Genomic DNA, 15,826 nt, shown 5'->3' with positions numbered 1-15,826 from the left:
GTTAAGGAAAGAAGAGATTACGATTGAATTTACTTATAAAATGCATTGTAGCTGTGATCATTATGATTGCTGTTCACTTTATATCAAAATCACATAATTATTATATTGCTGGATTAGTATTGAGTTTTCCTGGTTTAAGTATTCTTGCATATTATTTCATGTACAAAGAGCAAGGAGCTTCAAAAGTTCGTGTAACAACGCATTTTGCGATGTTATCAGCAATACCCTTTGTGATGTTTCTTTTTGCACTAAATTATGCTTTGAAAAAATACGACATATTTAATTCTATTTTAATATCAAGTATAGTTTGGATAGTTTTTTCGTCAATATTGATTATAATATGGAAGAATTTAAATATAGTTTAGCAATTATTTTAAAACTTTGTCCTAGCTTTATTTTAATATTTAAAGAGAAGCAACTTTAACGTAGCTTCTCTTTAATGCTTGTAATTACATATTAAAATATTTTAATCAAAACAACTCCTATCAACATAATAAGCAATCCAACTACTTGGATTGGAATAATTTTGTTCTTAACAGAATTTAGTAAACCAAATTGCTGAACTAATAAACTTCCTGCAATTTGTCCGAATAGAGCAAGAACTACAGTTTGACCAGTTCCGATTTGTCCAACTAAATAGACATTAATAAGAATATATAATGCCCCAATAAAACCGCCAATCCAGATCCACCAGGGTGCACCTTGAGTAATTGGTTTTTTAATATTTGAATAGGAGTGTTCTTTTAATCCTACTACAACAATCAAAATAGATGAACCAACAAAAAACGAAATAAAAGCTGCATGAAAAGTAGAATGAACCACACGACCTAACTGACCATTAATTGCTGATTGAATAGCCATCAAAAAACCTACTAATATACCTATAATCTGCCATATTAAAAGTTCAAATTTTTTCTTTTCTTTCTCTGATTTACTGTTGCTATTAGTCCTAACTGACTGTACAGCAACAGATAAAAATACTCCTATTAGTACGAGAACAACTCCAATAATTCTATTAAAGCCAAAAGAATGTTTCATTGAATTAAACCAACCAAAATTATCAATTATCATTCCCATGACACTCATTCCGAGAATTGGCATAACAGTTGTTTGCACACTTCCTAGTTTTGAAAATAGAAGAATATTTGAAGTAAGTGCAATAACACCACAAACACCTCCTAACCACAACCAATAAGGCTCAGTGGCAAATAGATGCAGTGGAACTGTAAGTGAAGAACCGCTAATTAGAGTAGCTGCTGTTAAAAAAATAGTTCCAATTACAAATGAGATCATTGAAGCCAAGAATGGAGAACCAACAAATTTTCTTAAATATGAGTTAATAGCTGTTTGGTTTGCCAGTCCTACCCCAATAACTATGGCTAAAACCGCTGTAAACATATAAAACCTCCTAATTTGAAAAAGTTACAATAGTAATTTTAAATAATTGCCGTACCATGAGGTTAATGGCAAAATAAATATAACATACTAAAGTAACTTTATGTCAAGTTTTTTAGTAGGGGATGAGGTGGGAGAAACAATCTTACAAAAGATAATTGACAGAAAAAGCTAATCAAAAACTATACCTTTTGATGGAAAACGGTATGATAATACAAAATATATTTACAAAAAATGTTATAATTAGAATAATAATAAAACTTTGATGTCATCAAAATAAGTAATAAACACTTATTTTATAGGAGGGATGAAATGCATTTAGGTTCAATTTATTTGATTGTAGATGATTTTAATAAATCAATTGATTTCTATGAAAAGCTATTACAGATTCCAGTTACCAGAAAAAATATGGACAGGTTTGCAATATTTGAGTTTGAAGGAAAGTGTATATCCATTATGAATGGACATTTTGACTCGGAAAATCCAAATTTAGTTGTACATAAGGGTGAGTATATAGAGTACTTTGATGATATGAAGTCAATTACTGCTGCTCCAAATACCCGTAAGTTTGTGCTAAATTTTTGGGATGAAAATCTTAGAAAAGAGTATGAGAGAGTTAAGAATTTAGATATTACTGACAAGCTCACAAAGATTAGATATGTATGTAATGTTAGCCCATATTATTACTTTCAATTCACAGATCCTGATGGAAATATTATTGAAGTTACTGGTGAATATGTTCCTGAAGAAGGGGAGTTTGAATAGTGGTGTATCCAAATAAGCATGTGATATATGGATGCATTTTCAGATAGTGAGATAGTGAAATAGTGAAATGGGAGATAAGAGGGATTGTTATGGAGTATAGAGAACTAAAAGAGTTGTGGGAAAAAGAGGAAAAGGATACCTTTGAAGGATGGGACTTTTCTCATTTAGAAAATAGATGCGAAGAAGAAAACTTACCTTGGATAATAACTTGAAAGAAATAGAAAAAGAGTTTTTTGAGGTCTTATATGCAAAAGAGTTTTTTCCATATCTACGGTTTAAGGATATTGGAGCATTGGTGTATTTTGCAAGAAAGATTCAATGGGAATTCCCAAAATTCTCTGTAGAGAGCTGTTTTGAAGAATTATGTAAATTGCATGTTTATGGTTGCCTATGATAGCGACAGCAAATAGATATTAATATAGGAGATATGACTATGGATACAAGGACTATTATGATTTTTCCTAAGTTTGAAAATATTCATATTATAGATAATATTCGTAAGAAATATGACCCCTTGGCAGATCTGGTGTTGCCACATATTACTTTGGTGTTTCCTTTTAATAGTGAGTTGACTAATGAAGAACTTAATTTTCATTTAGAAGAGTGTTTGAGGGGGATACCTTCATTTGAAATCCAATTACAAGGTTTTAGTAAACAGCAGGACAAATATGGAAACTACTTATTCTTAAATGTAATAAAAGGTATGGATGAAATAATAAACATTCATAGCATACTATATAAAGATAAATTAGAGAAGTTTGATTTAGGGTACGATTATATACCACACATGACAGTTGGAAAAGTATCTACTAAAGAATTACTTGATAAGGCGTTTGATGATGTAAGTAAGTGCAGTGATAGATTTTCCACTTTGGTTAATAAGATATCCATTGAAATGATTGGCGAACATGAGGAATCAATTATTGTAATAGAATATGAACTTAAGTAACAAACTTTCTAATTAGATTTTGGACTCAAGTAATTTAACTTTAGTAATTTAATGGAGGATTTATAACATATGGATAATGCTGACAAACAAGATTATGATAAGATGAATTGGTTATACAATGCTTTTTATGGAGATATGGACACAGAGCAAGTACAACGCTTGGAGTTTATAGAAAAGCATAAGAATTTGTTACAATCATATACGGATAAAGAAGTAACGATACTGGATTCTGCCTGTGGTAATGGGGTTCAGGCTACTGCATTAGCGCTAAATGGATATAAAGTTACTGCCACCGATATAAGTAAGGAAATGGTAAAGCTTGCAAATGAATTTTCAAAAAAACATAATGTGTCAATCTCAACATATGTTAAGGGATGGGTAGAGCTACCAAGTCTTTTTCAGAGACGGTTTGATATTGTGTTTAATGTAGGTAACTCAATCGTACATTCGCAAAATGAAGTAGAGAGAAAAAATAATATTTCTTCTATGGTTCAAGTACTTAAAGATAAAGGGACACTTGTTATAGAGACTCGCAATTGGGAGAAGATAGTAGCTGAAAACAAAAGATTTACTGTATATGATAAAATATCATATCTAAATAAAGAGTATATCCCAATGTATCATTGGAAATTGAATGGTATTGAGCAAGAGGCAGAGGTAGAGATTTTATTTCAAGAAATTTGGGAAGATAATCATGTTGAACTTTACAAGAATTCATTAAGTTTTACGCCATTTACACATATAAGTTTAGTAGATACAATGAAAACATTAGGCTTGAATATTATAAAAGATACATTTGATAAAGATTGCGACTGGTATATGATATATGGGAAAAAGGCATAGTTAATTTTTTGTATATTAATCGATATAAACAGGGAGATGAACTAAGTCATCTCCTTGTTTTCCTAACAACATAATTATTCCACTAATTTTGATAACAGATTGATGTTTTTATGAAGTATTTTCATATTTGCGAAAGCAAATATAATCCCTATAGTTACCCAAATGGTAATTTCAACAGCAGAGTAACTCAAGATATTCTGAGAAAGTTTTAAAATATAACAACATGGAATAACCGTAAGCCATGCGGTTATCTCACCTGGTACATACTGCCGATAGGACAATGGCAATAAAATAATATGGAATAAAATCAAATGTACGATATTTGCCACGAGCAAGCCGTACCATAAGCCATAAAACCCACTAATATTGCCAATCATAGTAACTATAAGCCATAAAATCAATTCTTCATATACACCAATTGCAATGCCAACTGTATTTTTTGTGCCTCCAAAGGGTGTTATAGGAAGATAAATATATTGTTTAAGACCTTTACTACACCATTGCTTTGCCATAATAATCTCTTCCATATCGTGCATAATGAATAGTAAGGGGAACAACCATGCAAACCATCTTAATTCATTCATTTTTTATCACTCCTTTAATATTTATTTTATTTATCTAGCTTAATCTTTCAATCATTAGTATTTAAAGGTTTGTATAGTTAAACTACAATAATAATACAAAGTGTTGTTTATCTATATAAATTATTCCAAGATAATGGTACGGAGGAATTCAATATGAGGGAAAATGATCTACGTGTTGTAAAAACGAAGAAAAATATAGAAGCATCTTTTATTTATTTACTTGGGCAAAAAGATTTTTATAAAATAACAGTACAGGATATATTGGACAGGGCTTTAATTAATCGATCTACATTTTACAAGCATTACACAGATAAATATCAGTTGGCTGAAAATCTTTGCAATCAAGTATTTGATTTGCTAAAGACTGGTGTAAAGGATAGACTTCACTGTGCTAATTTTGAAGATATTTTGATAGTTATAAAACCTTTATATCAAACACTATCTTCCAAACGGGAAGAAATTTTAGCTCTTTATACAATTAATACAGATAGAATTCATCTATATGAGGATATGTCTGATTTTCTAAAGAAAAGTTTTTATGAATATTTTAGAACAGAAAATAGAAAATCACCTGAGATTTTAGATTATTTATCCGATTTATATGCAGCGTTTGTTATGACTGCGATTAAGTGGTGCTTGCAAAATGACGGATATGAACAACTGGCTGATCATACTGAGCTTTTCTCTAAATTAGCAGAAGTGTTTGAATATCCATGTAAATGAGGAATCAATTATTAAGATTGAGTATAAACTGTAGTGAGAAGTTATTTAACCGCGACATTGCTTAAAAATATATAAATTTTATGCTATTTGAAATAATGTCTACAAAATTGACAAGTGGCCTCAAAATAGTTTATCATGGGATAAAAAGGAAGTGAATTAAGATGTTTTTAACAATAGTAGTAAGCTCCATGCAAAGCTTGTAGGATATGGAAAACTTTTGCTTGGAGCCAATAGATAAAGATTAGTTTTTCATATTTTATAAAGCGTTGCATCTTCATTTAGAAACTAAATGTTGATTGGAGCGAAGATTATGAGATATGAGAAAGCACAAAATATATTACCAAACAGTATAATAGAACAAATTCAAAAATACATTGATGGTGGATATATCTATATCCCTAGAAAAGACGAAAACAAAAAGGCTTGGGGAGAAAATACTGACACTAAAAAGCAACTTAGTGATAGAGATAATGAGATTCTTTATAAGTATTCCTCGGGAGTACCTGTTAAGTGCTTAGCTGAACAGTATTTCCTAACCGAAAGTAGCATTAGAAGAATAATAAGGAATAAAAGAAAATATGGATGATAGATGAGGCGTATTTTTCACAGTTAGCTCTGTGGGAAATATGCCTTTTGTTATTTCATATGAGCATGTTTATTACAGAAATATCTGGGACCTTGGACCACTAAGCTGTGGGTGATAGTATATGAATGTACCACTTCGTTTCAGCATTTATGGAGTGGAACTGCAATATTTATATAACTTATGACAGTGCAAGGAGGTGCAGACATATGAGCATTTTAACAATTGAAAATATGAACCATTCCTTTGGCGATAGGATACTGTTCAGCAATGCAGCCTTCAAATTATTTAAAGGAGAGCATGTTGGTCTTATTGGTGCTAATGGAGAAGGTAAATCAACCTTTATGAAGATTATTACAAATCAAATATTACCTGATAGCGGCACTATTGAATGGAATAGAAGGTATACCATAGGATATATGGATCAGCTTGTGGATTTGAAAGAAGGAATTACTGCCATAGATTTTTTGAAAGAAGCATTTATAAAGCTGTACCACATGGAAAGTAAGATTAATGATTTATATAATAAGCTTGGCAATATGGATACAGAAGAAATGAATCAGGCTTTAAACAAAATAGCCATAATGCAGGAAGCCTTAGATAAAAATGATTTTTACAGCATAAACTCAAAAATACAGGCAACGGCAGCAGGACTTGGATTTAAAGAGCTTTTAGAGAAAGAGGTATCAGCTTTAAGTGGAGGGCAGAGAACTAAGATTCTACTTGCAAAACTGCTTTTAGAAAAGCCTGATATTTTACTTTTAGATGAGCCAACTAACCATCTAGATGAAGAGCATATAGAATGGCTTAAAGGATACTTGATAGATTATAACGGTGCTTTTATAGTAATATCTCATGATAATAGCTTTTTAAACAGTGTAGTTAATGTGGTTTATAATCTTGAGCACAAGGAACTTACTAGATATGAAGGAAACTATGATTACTTTCTTAGGCTTTATGACATAAGAAAGCAGCAGAGGATAATTGAATATAAAGAGCAGCAAAAGGAAATTGAAAAGCTTGAGGAATATATAAGAAAAAATAAGGTGAGAACTGCAACTGCAAGGCAAGCTAAAGCTAGAGAAAAAAAGCTCAATAAAATTGAAAGAATAGAGATAAAGAAGGATATCAAAAAGCCATATTTTAATTTTAAAACTGTAGCAATGCCTGAAAAGATAATTTTTGAGACTAAGGGATTATCTATTGGCTACGATAAGCCCTTAAGTAAACCACTTAATTTAAAAATGGAGAGGGGGCAGAAGATAGCAATAACTGGAGCTAACGGTTTAGGAAAAACCACTCTTCTAAAAAGTCTACTTGGACTTCTAAAACCTATAGATGGAGAAATAGCTTTAAGTGAATATACAAAGATAGGATATTTTGAGCAGGAGCTCACAGAGGATAATGCTACCCCAGTTTTACACGATGTGTGGAATGTATTCCCTGACTTTACTATAACAGAAGTAAGAAAAAGTCTTGCTCAGTGTGGATTAACCTGGCAGCATATAGAAAGTCCTTTTAATATATTAAGCGGAGGAGAACAAGCTAAAGTAAGACTATGTAAGCTAATCAATAAACCTTCTAATATATTAGTTTTAGATGAACCTACAAATCATCTGGATCTTCATGCTAAGGAGGAACTTAAGCGTGCCTTAAAGGAATATGAGGGAAGCATAATTCTAGTGTGCCATGAACCGGAGTTTTATAGTGATATTGTGACGGAGGTTTGGGATTGTGGGGAGTGGACTGCTAAAATTCTATGATAATTTTATGTATGCTACGAAAACCCTCAAACAACATGATTTTTGAACAAGCATAACTTAAGTTTTCCTAATGGAACTCTTAAAAAAGGAGCTAGGTAATATGAATTCATTTAAAACTTCTATCAAGGAGCTTCGCAGCTTTTTAATTTTATGGCTTACACAAGCATTTTCAGCCTTAGGTAGTTCTATGACAAATTTTGCCTTAATTATATGGTCTTATCAGCAACATGGCTCTGCACTTATAACTGCACTGCTTTCTGTATGCACGTATGTACCCTATGTAGTTATGAGCATATTTGCAGGTGCCCTAAGTGATAAGTGGAACAAGAAAATCACAATGCTTATAAGCGATAGCTTTGCGGCACTGTGTACTGTTGCAGTACTGGTTTTATTAAAAACTGGTAGGCTAGAGATATGGCATCTTTATTGTTTGAATGCATTAAATGGACTTATGAATACAATTCAGCAACCCGCTGCGGATGTAACTATTAGTATTCTTACACCAAAAAAACACTACCAGAAGGTCAGTGGAATGCGTTCCTTTTCTAATTCTCTTATAAATATAATGACACCAATTATCGCAACGGCACTTTTAACCTTAACCAGCATGGATATGATCATAGCGTTTGATTTATTAACATTTGCAGTTGCTTTTATATCTCTGTTATGCTTCGTAAAAATACCAAAGGTGCAGCATGAAAATACGCAGAAAGAATCGGTTTTGCAGTCAGCAAAAAACGGATTACTTTTTTTGAAACATAACCGTGGAATTTTGGATCTGATTCTGTTTTTGGCTGCCATCAATTTTACTGCTTCTATGTTCAATGCAACTTTACCAGCTATGCTTTTATCGAGAGATGGAGAGGTAGCTCTTGGCGTTATTAATACTGTTACTGGAATTGCTATGCTGGTAGGTAGCATTTTTGCTTCTATACTGCCAGCGCCTAAAAGTCGTGTTCGAATGATTTGCAATGCACTAATGCTTTCAATGAGCACCGAAAATTTCTTTTTAGCCTTTGGGAAATCAATACAAGTATTATGTATAGGTGCAGTTTTAGGCTGGATTGCTATTCCGATTATGAGTTCCAATATGGATGTGTTATTTAGAAATTATATTCCAATAGATATGCAGGGGCGAGTTTATTCTGCAAGGAATACATTGCAGTTTTTTACAATCCCCATTGGATATTTCTTGGGTGGGGTATTAGTTGATAAAGTATTTGAACCATTTATGGCATTGCAACAACCAGGTGGGATATTGGCAATAGCATTCGGAATAGGAAAAGGGTCAGGTGCGGCATTTTTGTTTTTTATTCTTGGTATTGTGGGAGTCTTGACATGCCTTATATTTCGTAAAAATAGGTATATATGGCAATTGGAAAAATAGTAAGTTTATTTATATGGAATTTAAAAATGTTGAAGAATCACTTTGTCAAGGAAACAAAACAAGAAGATAACTTAGAGAGTCAGATGACTAATGAACGGCTACAGATAAATGAAAAATGGATATAATGACCGAACAGTAATAATATCAATAAGTATTATTGCTGTTTTTTATAACATTACCTATTATGATTATTGGAACGGTACTTTTGCTTAGGGAAGAGCATCAGCATATGCATATACATGAAGCCATTGAACATGAACATAGTCATAATCATAAGGATGAACACCATGACCATGAGCATCGATATGGAAGTATTATAAGTGGAAACCATTCACATTTTCATAAGCATGAGCTTATAGAGCATATTCACTCACATGCACCAGATATTCATCATAGACACGTGCAGTGATAAAATGAAAGAAATAAAGCTTTTTACAGAGATATAATCTAGTGGTATAATCTTAGAATATATATTTGGAGGTTAAACCGTATGATAGAATGTCAGTTATGTGAAGAGTATTTCGATGAAGAGGATATGACAGAATGTCCGGAATGTTTAAAGGAAATGTGCCAAGATTGTTATGAAAGGCATGTTCCTATTTGCTTTTATGTTTCAGAGCATAATAGTAGCGATATTGATAGTGAGTAGATAGAGTTCACGACCATAACGATAATTATGATTATGAAACTATATGTAAGGAATGCATTACTAAAATTGTTTAATAGTCCAGATTAGATGGAGTTAGTTTGAATAACTAGCTCTTTTAGTTTTGTAATTTCTGCAATATATGGAATTTTGGATCAAGATAAAAATATATATTATAAAGTCTTTATGTTATAGTATATTTTGGAAGTATATAAAGGAGTGGTTGCCAATGAGTAAGATATCAAAATTTCAGAATTTATATAGAACTGCTTCCAATATAAGAGCTTAAGAACATTTTGATGTACAATTTAAATGATAGTAAAGTATGTCTTCATAATATAATAAGTAGCTAAATTGGAGTAGTTAAAGAGTTATTGTAGGGTATAGCTATACCCAAATTTTGATTTTATGGAGGCAGAGTAAGAATGAGTAATAAGTTAATTAAAAGTGATGAGAATATAGATTTAAAGACAATGAACCATAGTTTGGAGACCGAAAGATTGATCATATTGCCATTACAATCACATCAGCTTGCATTAGCATTAGAAGATTATGCAAAAATGCAAACTGATTTGAGATTAAACTTAGTAAATACAACTCTTGATGAAGATATGAAATATGCAATGAAGGTAAGGTTAAGAAAGGTACTGGAGGATGCTAACAATTATTTGTGGCTAACTAATTGGGCTATAATTCATAAAGAAGAGAACCAAATAATTGGTTTCATAATACTTAAAGGATGCCCTAATGAACTTGGTGAGGTAATAGTTGGATATGTAATTGATGAAAGTCACCAAAGAAAAGGCTATGCAAGAGAAGCATTAAAGACATTGCTTCAATGGATATTTGAAAATCCGAAAGCACTTTATGTGATTGCAGATACGGAAAAAGCAAATATGCCATCAAACAAGCTTTTAGAAAATTTAGGGGCTGTTAGGTATAAGGAAAATGACGAAATAATATGGTGGAAAATTGAAAAGTGAAAATAAAAAATATAATAGTGAACAAATTAGAATTAATATATAGCATTTGCTAAAGGGTTTACTGCTACAAGTTTACAAAGAATTAAAAGGCTTATGGTGAAATTCTGAATAGTCACGCACTGCGTGACTAATTAAGTTGGATACACTATAGATAGAGAACATTTTTATGTTAGATATTTTGATAAAACTGTTACTGTTTGTTTTAATTGAGAGGAAAGTATCTTTTCTTTTAAAGAAGAAGTGAAAGTCAATATATTTGATGACCTAGCTATATGTTTAAAAGATGTAAAATTGTTTGAAGTATAAAATCCTTACACCGCTTTTAGCTGTTAGATTAATTAAATTTAAGTAAAAAAGAGCTCTATATTTTTAGGATGTAGAGCTTTTTTCTTTTGCCTTGAATTTGATTATAAGACTTTTAATACTAATATTTATTTGGAAAACACATAATTTCAGCTACTTTTCTCATAAAGGAAGAGAAACGAGTACTTAAATAGAAAGCGAAAGCAATGCAAAAACAGCAATAATATCAAATTGAGCCTGCTATGCCTGCTTCATTTATATTTAAATGCTTTCTGAAGTTTTATTATTGACATATTTATACAGTACGAATAATATATACCTATTGAACGTGTTCAAGTAAATTGTTAGAGGTGAATTATATTGGATGAAGTTAAGAACAGAATACTAGTTGCTGCAAAAGAATTATTTGCTGCTCAAGGATACAAGAAAACAACAATAAGACAAATAGTTGAAAAATCTGGTGTTTTGATTGGAAGTATATATCACTTTTTTGAAAGTAAGGAGGATATATTTGAGGCATTAGTTTTGATTTTATTTAATAGATGTGAAGCTTTAGTAAAGGAACGGTTTAGTGAAAAAGGAAATTCTGCCATGCAATATGCACTAATGTGTGCAATAGAACTCAAAGCAGTTGAAATGAATGAATTGATATGTGAGCTATACTATGAAGCTTATAGTTCAAACAAAATAATAGATAAGCTTATAGTTCGTGCGTCTGAAAGGTCCCAGCTATTGTTTGAAGAATATAATGTTGATTATACATATGAAGATTATTATATCCGTACATTAATGATAAAAGGTGCAATGAGGAGCTGTATTGCAAGTTATTATCAGAAAAAGGATATTGCATATGATAAAATGATTAATACATTTCTACAAATAAGTTTACAGGCTTTTAACGTAAATGAAGCAGAAATTCAACAAGTAACAAGACATATAGTGGAGATGCAAAAAGAAATAGTAGATATGGTATTAATAATAGAATCAGATGGTATTTTTATATAAAAGAACTATGCACTTTTTGAAAAAGGGATTTTTTAGCTGAATTTGAACATGTTAAAATGAAAAAAGTAAAAAAGGAAGTAATAATGATGAGATTAAAAAAAATAAAAATTAGTAATTGTGAAAAATATACATTATGTGTATGGAAGGATAATATATGGATTGCATTTCAAGCAGTTCTAGATGCAGTTCCGGATGATGGAACTAAAGAGCGTAAAGAACTTAAAGATAAATCTGATGATCTTATTGAATTTTTAAAAAACTATGATACTTTATATGTTAAGCTAGAAGAACTTATGAACCTTGCTCAAAAAAATAAAGCTGAATTGACGATGGAAGGTGAAGACGTAATGCCATTTAGACCTCTACTTTACCGTGATTTTATGCTCTGTGAAAAGCATATTATTAACAGTTCACGGGAGTATACTAAACAGATGACTCCAAAATTAATGCCTTTAATAAATGTCTATGAATGGGTCACTAACAAACCATTTCCTGCTTTTGTACCAAAAAGACCATGGTATGATAACCCTGTGTACTATAAGGGGAATGTGCTATCTTTCGTTGGAAACGGTGAAACCATAACATATCCTAAATATGCCACATTGAAAGATTATGAACTTGAGCTTGGAATGATCATTACAAAAGACGTGATAAATGCAACAGAGGAAGAGGGACTTAATGCTATAGGTGCATTTTGTGTATTTAATGACTTTAGTGCTAGAAATGTACAGGTAGACGAGATGAAAAAAACGGGGTTTGGTCCGTGTAAAGCAAAGGATTTTGCTAGTTCAATTTCTTCAGTGGTAGTTACAGCTAATGAAATACTACCAGTTATAGACTCTCTAGAAGCTAGAGTGTATATCAACAATAAAGAGGTAGCTCAAGGTAAACTTGATCAATTTTATCATTCACTTGGAAAAGCTGTATCTTATGCTTCAAAAGGTGAACAAGTCCATGCAGGGGAATTTATGGCAACTGGCACTATACCTAACTGCTGCGGAATGGAGAATAATGTGTTTTTAGAATGTGGAGATACTATTAGATTAGAGATTGATAAGGTAGGCGAACTAACCAATTCAATTAGCTGGAACTTATTATAAAACCATAAAGCTAAAAAGTTTATTTAATTTCTTCATTAAAAATGTCAATAATCTAGAAGAAGTATACAGTTTTTTGTTTTCATTATAATACACACGTGCTAAAATTAAAGTCTATGCTAAAAAACAATGTCGAAAATTATACTCTTTATTTACATACAAAACAGTATAATTGATATATAATTAGATGGATTCATGTATGTCTTTTGAAGAAGAGTATGTGGAAAAGCATAGCTAGAAGATTTGAATTGAATCTTCAAGAGGATAATTAGAGGAGGAACTTTATGAATATTTCAAAGAAGGATGCATTGAGTTGGTTTGAGTTTTTTGCAATGTTACCTGAGGATGAAGAACCAATGACAAAGCAACAAGAAATCATTTACGCTACCTTTGCCCAAATTGAGGCAGCGATTGATCATAGAAATGAAATGTTAATGTCGGAAATTAAAAATTTTAAAACCCTACAAAATAGAACTTTTTATGTAGGAAATGACAGTAAGTTTTCAAAAGGATGCACTTCTTGCCTATTTGGAACTGGTTTGAGTGCAATTAGAAAAACAAATAAATGCAACATACAGTGTAAGTTCTGCTACAATTATGGAGAGCTTGATTTTATTCCTCCAATCGGTGAAGGTATGTGGCAAATTGGAGAAACAAAATTTTATGAGAAGGATATAGATCTTCTTCTTTCAATACACAAGAAACCTACTGGTATTTCCTACGTTTATTTAGAACCATTTATGGAAATTGAAAAATACTATCCAGTTGTAAAGAAATTCAGAGATGCTAATATTCATCAACATTTATATACAAATGGTCTTTTAGCTACAGAAGAGACTTTGAAAGCATTAGCAGAAGCTGGTCTCGATGAAATACGTTTCAACTTAGGTGCATCTAACTGTGCTGACAAAGTTATTGAGAATATTAAAATAGCAAAGAAATATTTTAAAAGCGTAGGGATTGAAACTCCAATGACTCCTGAGTTTTTTGAAGTTTTCTTTGAGAAAAAGCAAGCTATATTAGATACAAAAGTAGATTTTATCAATTGTGCAGAATTGCATTTAAATGAGAATAACATAGACAACTATTATGGGGAAAACATGTATATCTCTAGACATGGTTATATATCACCAACATGGAGTAGAGAATTAACTCTGAAATTCATGAAAATAGCTGATGATGAACAATGGGATTTAGCAGTTCATGATTGCTCAAACCATACAAAATTTGCTAGAGACTTAAATTTAAGTAGCAAAGAAGGCAAGTGGTTCGGGGCAAGTAGCTATGGCTGTGAGTTCACGAAGATTCCATACGAAGTCTTTTTACCAATACTACGTGATGACAATTTCAAATTTTTAATTGAAGAAGAATTACCTACTGGCTATAGACCAGGAGAGTTGGTATTTTAATTTGAGGACTATAATATAAGAAAAAAGTGCTTTCGTTTGGCGGACGAAGCACTTTTTTCATTTGTCTTAAATTTAATTTTAAGGTTGAATCTTCTTCAAGTTTTTTTACTTAAATTCAACTTTCTCTCCATTGTGAGTAGGATAGATTCGTCTTATAATGAAGTTATCAAAGGACTTTGCATTGAGAAAAAACGGAGGTATTAGTTTGGATAGATTAAAGATTGGAGAAACAATTTTTCAATTAAGAAAAGCAAGAAATATTACTCAAGAACAGTTAGCTGCAATCGTTGGGGTTTCAGCAGGTGCAGTAAGCAAGTGGGAAAATGGAAATTCCACACCAGATATATCTCTTCTAGCACCCTTGGCACGAGCGTTAAATACATCCATAGATGAATTATTATCCTTTCAGTGTCAGCTTTCAGAGACAGAAGTTTCTAATATTAAACAAGAATTAATTACACTGTTTTTACATGAAGGTTATGCTGTAGGAGAAGAAAAATGTGTGATTTATTTAAATGAATATTCAAACAGTATACACCTTAAGTTTGAAGTGGCAACCTTACTTTATATGTATTTGGTAACGGCAGAGCATCCTACAGAAGAATTTATAAAATCAAAAAAAAAATATTCTTTATCCTTACTACAACAGGTAGTTGAGAGTAGGGAGTCTAAGTATACTCCAATAGCACTTTTTAGTATTGCGCAGATTCAGATGGATATGGGAGATTATGAAGAAAGTGAGAAGTCACTTAATGAGCTACCGCTATATCCAATTGATCCAGCAGTGTTATATACAGAACTTTATTTGAAACAAGGAAAGAATGATGAAACTGTAAAATGTTGTAGTAACAAATTACTAAACTACATAATTCATAGTTGTACTATGCTTAGTGTATTAGCTAAGGTTTCAAGGAAAGAGAAGGATTATGAAAAGGCAATTTTCTATTTAGATACATGGTATAATTTGCAGAAGATGTTCCAAATAGGTTTAGGTTCAGCGGCAGCTAATTATAGTAAATTATATATGGAAATCAATCAGATGGAAACTGCTGCAAGATGGTTCAAGATTTATGTAAAGGAATTTCTCTCTGCCAAATATGATCATAGCTTTAATCCATATTTTGAAAAAATTAAGCTTCAAGTTAATCCTGAAGGTCAGAAGATTATTAGAAAAAAAGTACTTCAATCAATCATTGATGAGGAGGATTTTAAAGTTTTGTCTGGAATATCAGACTATGAAGAAAGTATTAGAGAATTAAAGGCTGCTATGGCAAATATATAACTAAAACTAATAAGGAGTTCCTGTATTGAAACTTGATTTATGCCTGTTTGAAACCACTCACCTATGATTTTTTTCACGTATAACTTAATAGTTAAAGTTGGAACCCTAT

Annotated in this window: 19 protein-coding genes; 17 read left to right on the top strand and 2 right to left on the bottom strand. The window is 31.5% G+C overall.

Translation table 11 applies throughout. The features are described 5' to 3' along the window. Nucleotides 1-23 precede the first annotated feature (23 nt). The gene (locus J3477_RS03835; protein ID WP_206868238.1) at nt 24-365 is read left to right on the top strand and encodes a GlpM family protein; all 342 of its coding nucleotides are present in this window, start codon (nt 24-26) and stop codon (nt 363-365) included. 91 nt (nt 366-456) lie between these two features. Here the strand turns inward: J3477_RS03835 and J3477_RS03830 are convergent, their stop codons facing one another. Next, on the bottom strand, nt 457-1,398 hold the full coding sequence (locus J3477_RS03830) for a DMT family transporter (protein ID WP_206868237.1): 942 nt from the start codon (nt 1,396-1,398) through the stop codon (nt 457-459). A gap of 309 nt (nt 1,399-1,707) precedes the next feature. On the opposite strand from J3477_RS03830, the gene J3477_RS03825 reads away from it, so the two are divergent. The 5 genes from J3477_RS03825 (at nt 1,708) to J3477_RS03810 (ending at nt 3,952) form a co-directional block, all read left to right on the top strand. After that, nucleotides 1,708-2,160 carry a VOC family protein gene (locus J3477_RS03825; protein WP_206868236.1) on the top strand — a complete coding sequence of 151 codons (453 nt, stop codon included), beginning with the start codon at nt 1,708-1,710 and terminating at the stop codon, nt 2,158-2,160. A gap of 89 nt (nt 2,161-2,249) precedes the next feature. Beyond that, complete coding sequence (locus J3477_RS26230; RefSeq protein ID WP_284691973.1) at nt 2,250-2,372, top strand: hypothetical protein; 123 nt, start codon at nt 2,250-2,252, stop codon at nt 2,370-2,372. Then, nucleotides 2,357-2,554: a hypothetical protein gene (locus J3477_RS26060; RefSeq protein WP_228731201.1), complete on the top strand. Its 198-nt coding sequence runs from the start codon at nt 2,357-2,359 to the stop codon at nt 2,552-2,554. Before J3477_RS26230 ends, J3477_RS26060 begins: the two co-directional genes overlap by 16 nt. A gap of 39 nt (nt 2,555-2,593) precedes the next feature. Continuing rightward, on the top strand, nt 2,594-3,109 hold the full coding sequence (locus tag J3477_RS03815; RefSeq protein ID WP_206868235.1) for a 2'-5' RNA ligase family protein: 516 nt from the start codon (nt 2,594-2,596) through the stop codon (nt 3,107-3,109). A gap of 69 nt (nt 3,110-3,178) precedes the next feature. Then, complete coding sequence (locus J3477_RS03810) at nt 3,179-3,952, top strand: class I SAM-dependent methyltransferase (protein ID WP_206868234.1); 774 nt, start codon at nt 3,179-3,181, stop codon at nt 3,950-3,952. 74 nt (nt 3,953-4,026) lie between these two features. Here the strand turns inward: J3477_RS03810 and J3477_RS03805 are convergent, their stop codons facing one another. Then, nucleotides 4,027-4,536 (bottom strand): HXXEE domain-containing protein, encoded by a 510-nt coding sequence (locus tag J3477_RS03805; protein ID WP_206868233.1) that lies wholly within the window; start codon nt 4,534-4,536, stop codon nt 4,027-4,029. A gap of 153 nt (nt 4,537-4,689) precedes the next feature. On the opposite strand from J3477_RS03805, the gene J3477_RS03800 reads away from it, so the two are divergent. The 11 genes from J3477_RS03800 (at nt 4,690) to J3477_RS03750 (ending at nt 15,717) form a co-directional block, all read left to right on the top strand. Further along, nucleotides 4,690-5,259 carry a TetR/AcrR family transcriptional regulator gene (locus J3477_RS03800; protein ID WP_206868232.1) on the top strand — a complete coding sequence of 190 codons (570 nt, stop codon included), beginning with the start codon at nt 4,690-4,692 and terminating at the stop codon, nt 5,257-5,259. Between the two features lie 310 nt (nt 5,260-5,569). Continuing rightward, nucleotides 5,570-5,845, top strand: a complete 276-nt coding sequence (locus J3477_RS03795; RefSeq protein ID WP_206868231.1) for a CD3324 family protein — start codon at nt 5,570-5,572, stop codon at nt 5,843-5,845. Between the two features lie 206 nt (nt 5,846-6,051). Then, entirely contained in the window at nt 6,052-7,605 is a 1,554-nt protein-coding gene (locus J3477_RS03790; RefSeq protein ID WP_206868230.1) for an ABC-F family ATP-binding cassette domain-containing protein, read from the top strand. 100 nt (nt 7,606-7,705) lie between these two features. Then, nucleotides 7,706-8,992 (top strand): MFS transporter, encoded by a 1,287-nt coding sequence (locus J3477_RS03785; protein ID WP_206868229.1) that lies wholly within the window; start codon nt 7,706-7,708, stop codon nt 8,990-8,992. A gap of 229 nt (nt 8,993-9,221) precedes the next feature. Next, on the top strand, nt 9,222-9,401 hold the full coding sequence (locus J3477_RS03780) for a hypothetical protein (RefSeq protein WP_206868228.1): 180 nt from the start codon (nt 9,222-9,224) through the stop codon (nt 9,399-9,401). Between the two features lie 81 nt (nt 9,402-9,482). After that, on the top strand, nt 9,483-9,641 hold the full coding sequence (locus tag J3477_RS03775) for a hypothetical protein (RefSeq protein WP_206868227.1): 159 nt from the start codon (nt 9,483-9,485) through the stop codon (nt 9,639-9,641). Between the two features lie 422 nt (nt 9,642-10,063). Further along, nucleotides 10,064-10,621 (top strand): GNAT family N-acetyltransferase, encoded by a 558-nt coding sequence (locus tag J3477_RS03770; protein WP_206868226.1) that lies wholly within the window; start codon nt 10,064-10,066, stop codon nt 10,619-10,621. 663 nt (nt 10,622-11,284) lie between these two features. Then, nucleotides 11,285-11,929, top strand: coding sequence for a TetR/AcrR family transcriptional regulator (locus J3477_RS03765; RefSeq protein WP_206868225.1), 645 nt, complete (start codon nt 11,285-11,287; stop codon nt 11,927-11,929). 83 nt (nt 11,930-12,012) lie between these two features. Next, complete coding sequence (locus J3477_RS03760) at nt 12,013-13,029, top strand: fumarylacetoacetate hydrolase family protein (RefSeq protein WP_228731200.1); 1,017 nt, start codon at nt 12,013-12,015, stop codon at nt 13,027-13,029. Between the two features lie 281 nt (nt 13,030-13,310). Continuing rightward, the gene (locus J3477_RS03755) at nt 13,311-14,435 is read left to right on the top strand and encodes a radical SAM protein (RefSeq protein ID WP_206868224.1); all 1,125 of its coding nucleotides are present in this window, start codon (nt 13,311-13,313) and stop codon (nt 14,433-14,435) included. A gap of 205 nt (nt 14,436-14,640) precedes the next feature. After that, entirely contained in the window at nt 14,641-15,717 is a 1,077-nt protein-coding gene (locus tag J3477_RS03750) for a helix-turn-helix domain-containing protein (RefSeq protein WP_206868223.1), read from the top strand. The last annotated feature ends 109 nt before the right edge of the window (nt 15,718-15,826 follow it).

It is taken from the genome of Clostridium zeae (assembly GCF_017312485.1).
In the GTDB taxonomy this organism is placed as follows: domain Bacteria; phylum Bacillota; class Clostridia; order Clostridiales; family Clostridiaceae; genus Clostridium_AR; species Clostridium_AR zeae.
Note: the sequence above shows the minus strand (reverse complement) of the source record. Positions and strands in the feature narration are given on the sequence as shown.

Coding starts and splice junctions, on each gene's coding strand:
- J3477_RS03830 (WP_206868237.1), bottom strand. CDS start 1,398: ATGTTTACAGCGGTTTTAGCCATAGTTATTGGGGTAGGACTGGCAAAC.
- J3477_RS03825 (WP_206868236.1), top strand. CDS start 1,708: ATGCATTTAGGTTCAATTTATTTGATTGTAGATGATTTTAATAAATCA.
- J3477_RS26230 (WP_284691973.1), top strand. CDS start 2,250: ATGGAGTATAGAGAACTAAAAGAGTTGTGGGAAAAAGAGGAAAAGGAT.
- J3477_RS03815 (WP_206868235.1), top strand. CDS start 2,594: ATGGATACAAGGACTATTATGATTTTTCCTAAGTTTGAAAATATTCAT.
- J3477_RS03810 (WP_206868234.1), top strand. CDS start 3,179: ATGGATAATGCTGACAAACAAGATTATGATAAGATGAATTGGTTATAC.
- J3477_RS03805 (WP_206868233.1), bottom strand. CDS start 4,536: ATGAATGAATTAAGATGGTTTGCATGGTTGTTCCCCTTACTATTCATT.
- J3477_RS03800 (WP_206868232.1), top strand. CDS start 4,690: ATGAGGGAAAATGATCTACGTGTTGTAAAAACGAAGAAAAATATAGAA.
- J3477_RS03795 (WP_206868231.1), top strand. CDS start 5,570: ATGAGATATGAGAAAGCACAAAATATATTACCAAACAGTATAATAGAA.
- J3477_RS03790 (WP_206868230.1), top strand. CDS start 6,052: ATGAGCATTTTAACAATTGAAAATATGAACCATTCCTTTGGCGATAGG.
- J3477_RS03785 (WP_206868229.1), top strand. CDS start 7,706: ATGAATTCATTTAAAACTTCTATCAAGGAGCTTCGCAGCTTTTTAATT.
- J3477_RS03780 (WP_206868228.1), top strand. CDS start 9,222: ATGCATATACATGAAGCCATTGAACATGAACATAGTCATAATCATAAG.
- J3477_RS03775 (WP_206868227.1), top strand. CDS start 9,483: ATGATAGAATGTCAGTTATGTGAAGAGTATTTCGATGAAGAGGATATG.
- J3477_RS03770 (WP_206868226.1), top strand. CDS start 10,064: ATGAGTAATAAGTTAATTAAAAGTGATGAGAATATAGATTTAAAGACA.
- J3477_RS03760 (WP_228731200.1), top strand. CDS start 12,013: ATGATGAGATTAAAAAAAATAAAAATTAGTAATTGTGAAAAATATACA.
- J3477_RS03755 (WP_206868224.1), top strand. CDS start 13,311: ATGAATATTTCAAAGAAGGATGCATTGAGTTGGTTTGAGTTTTTTGCA.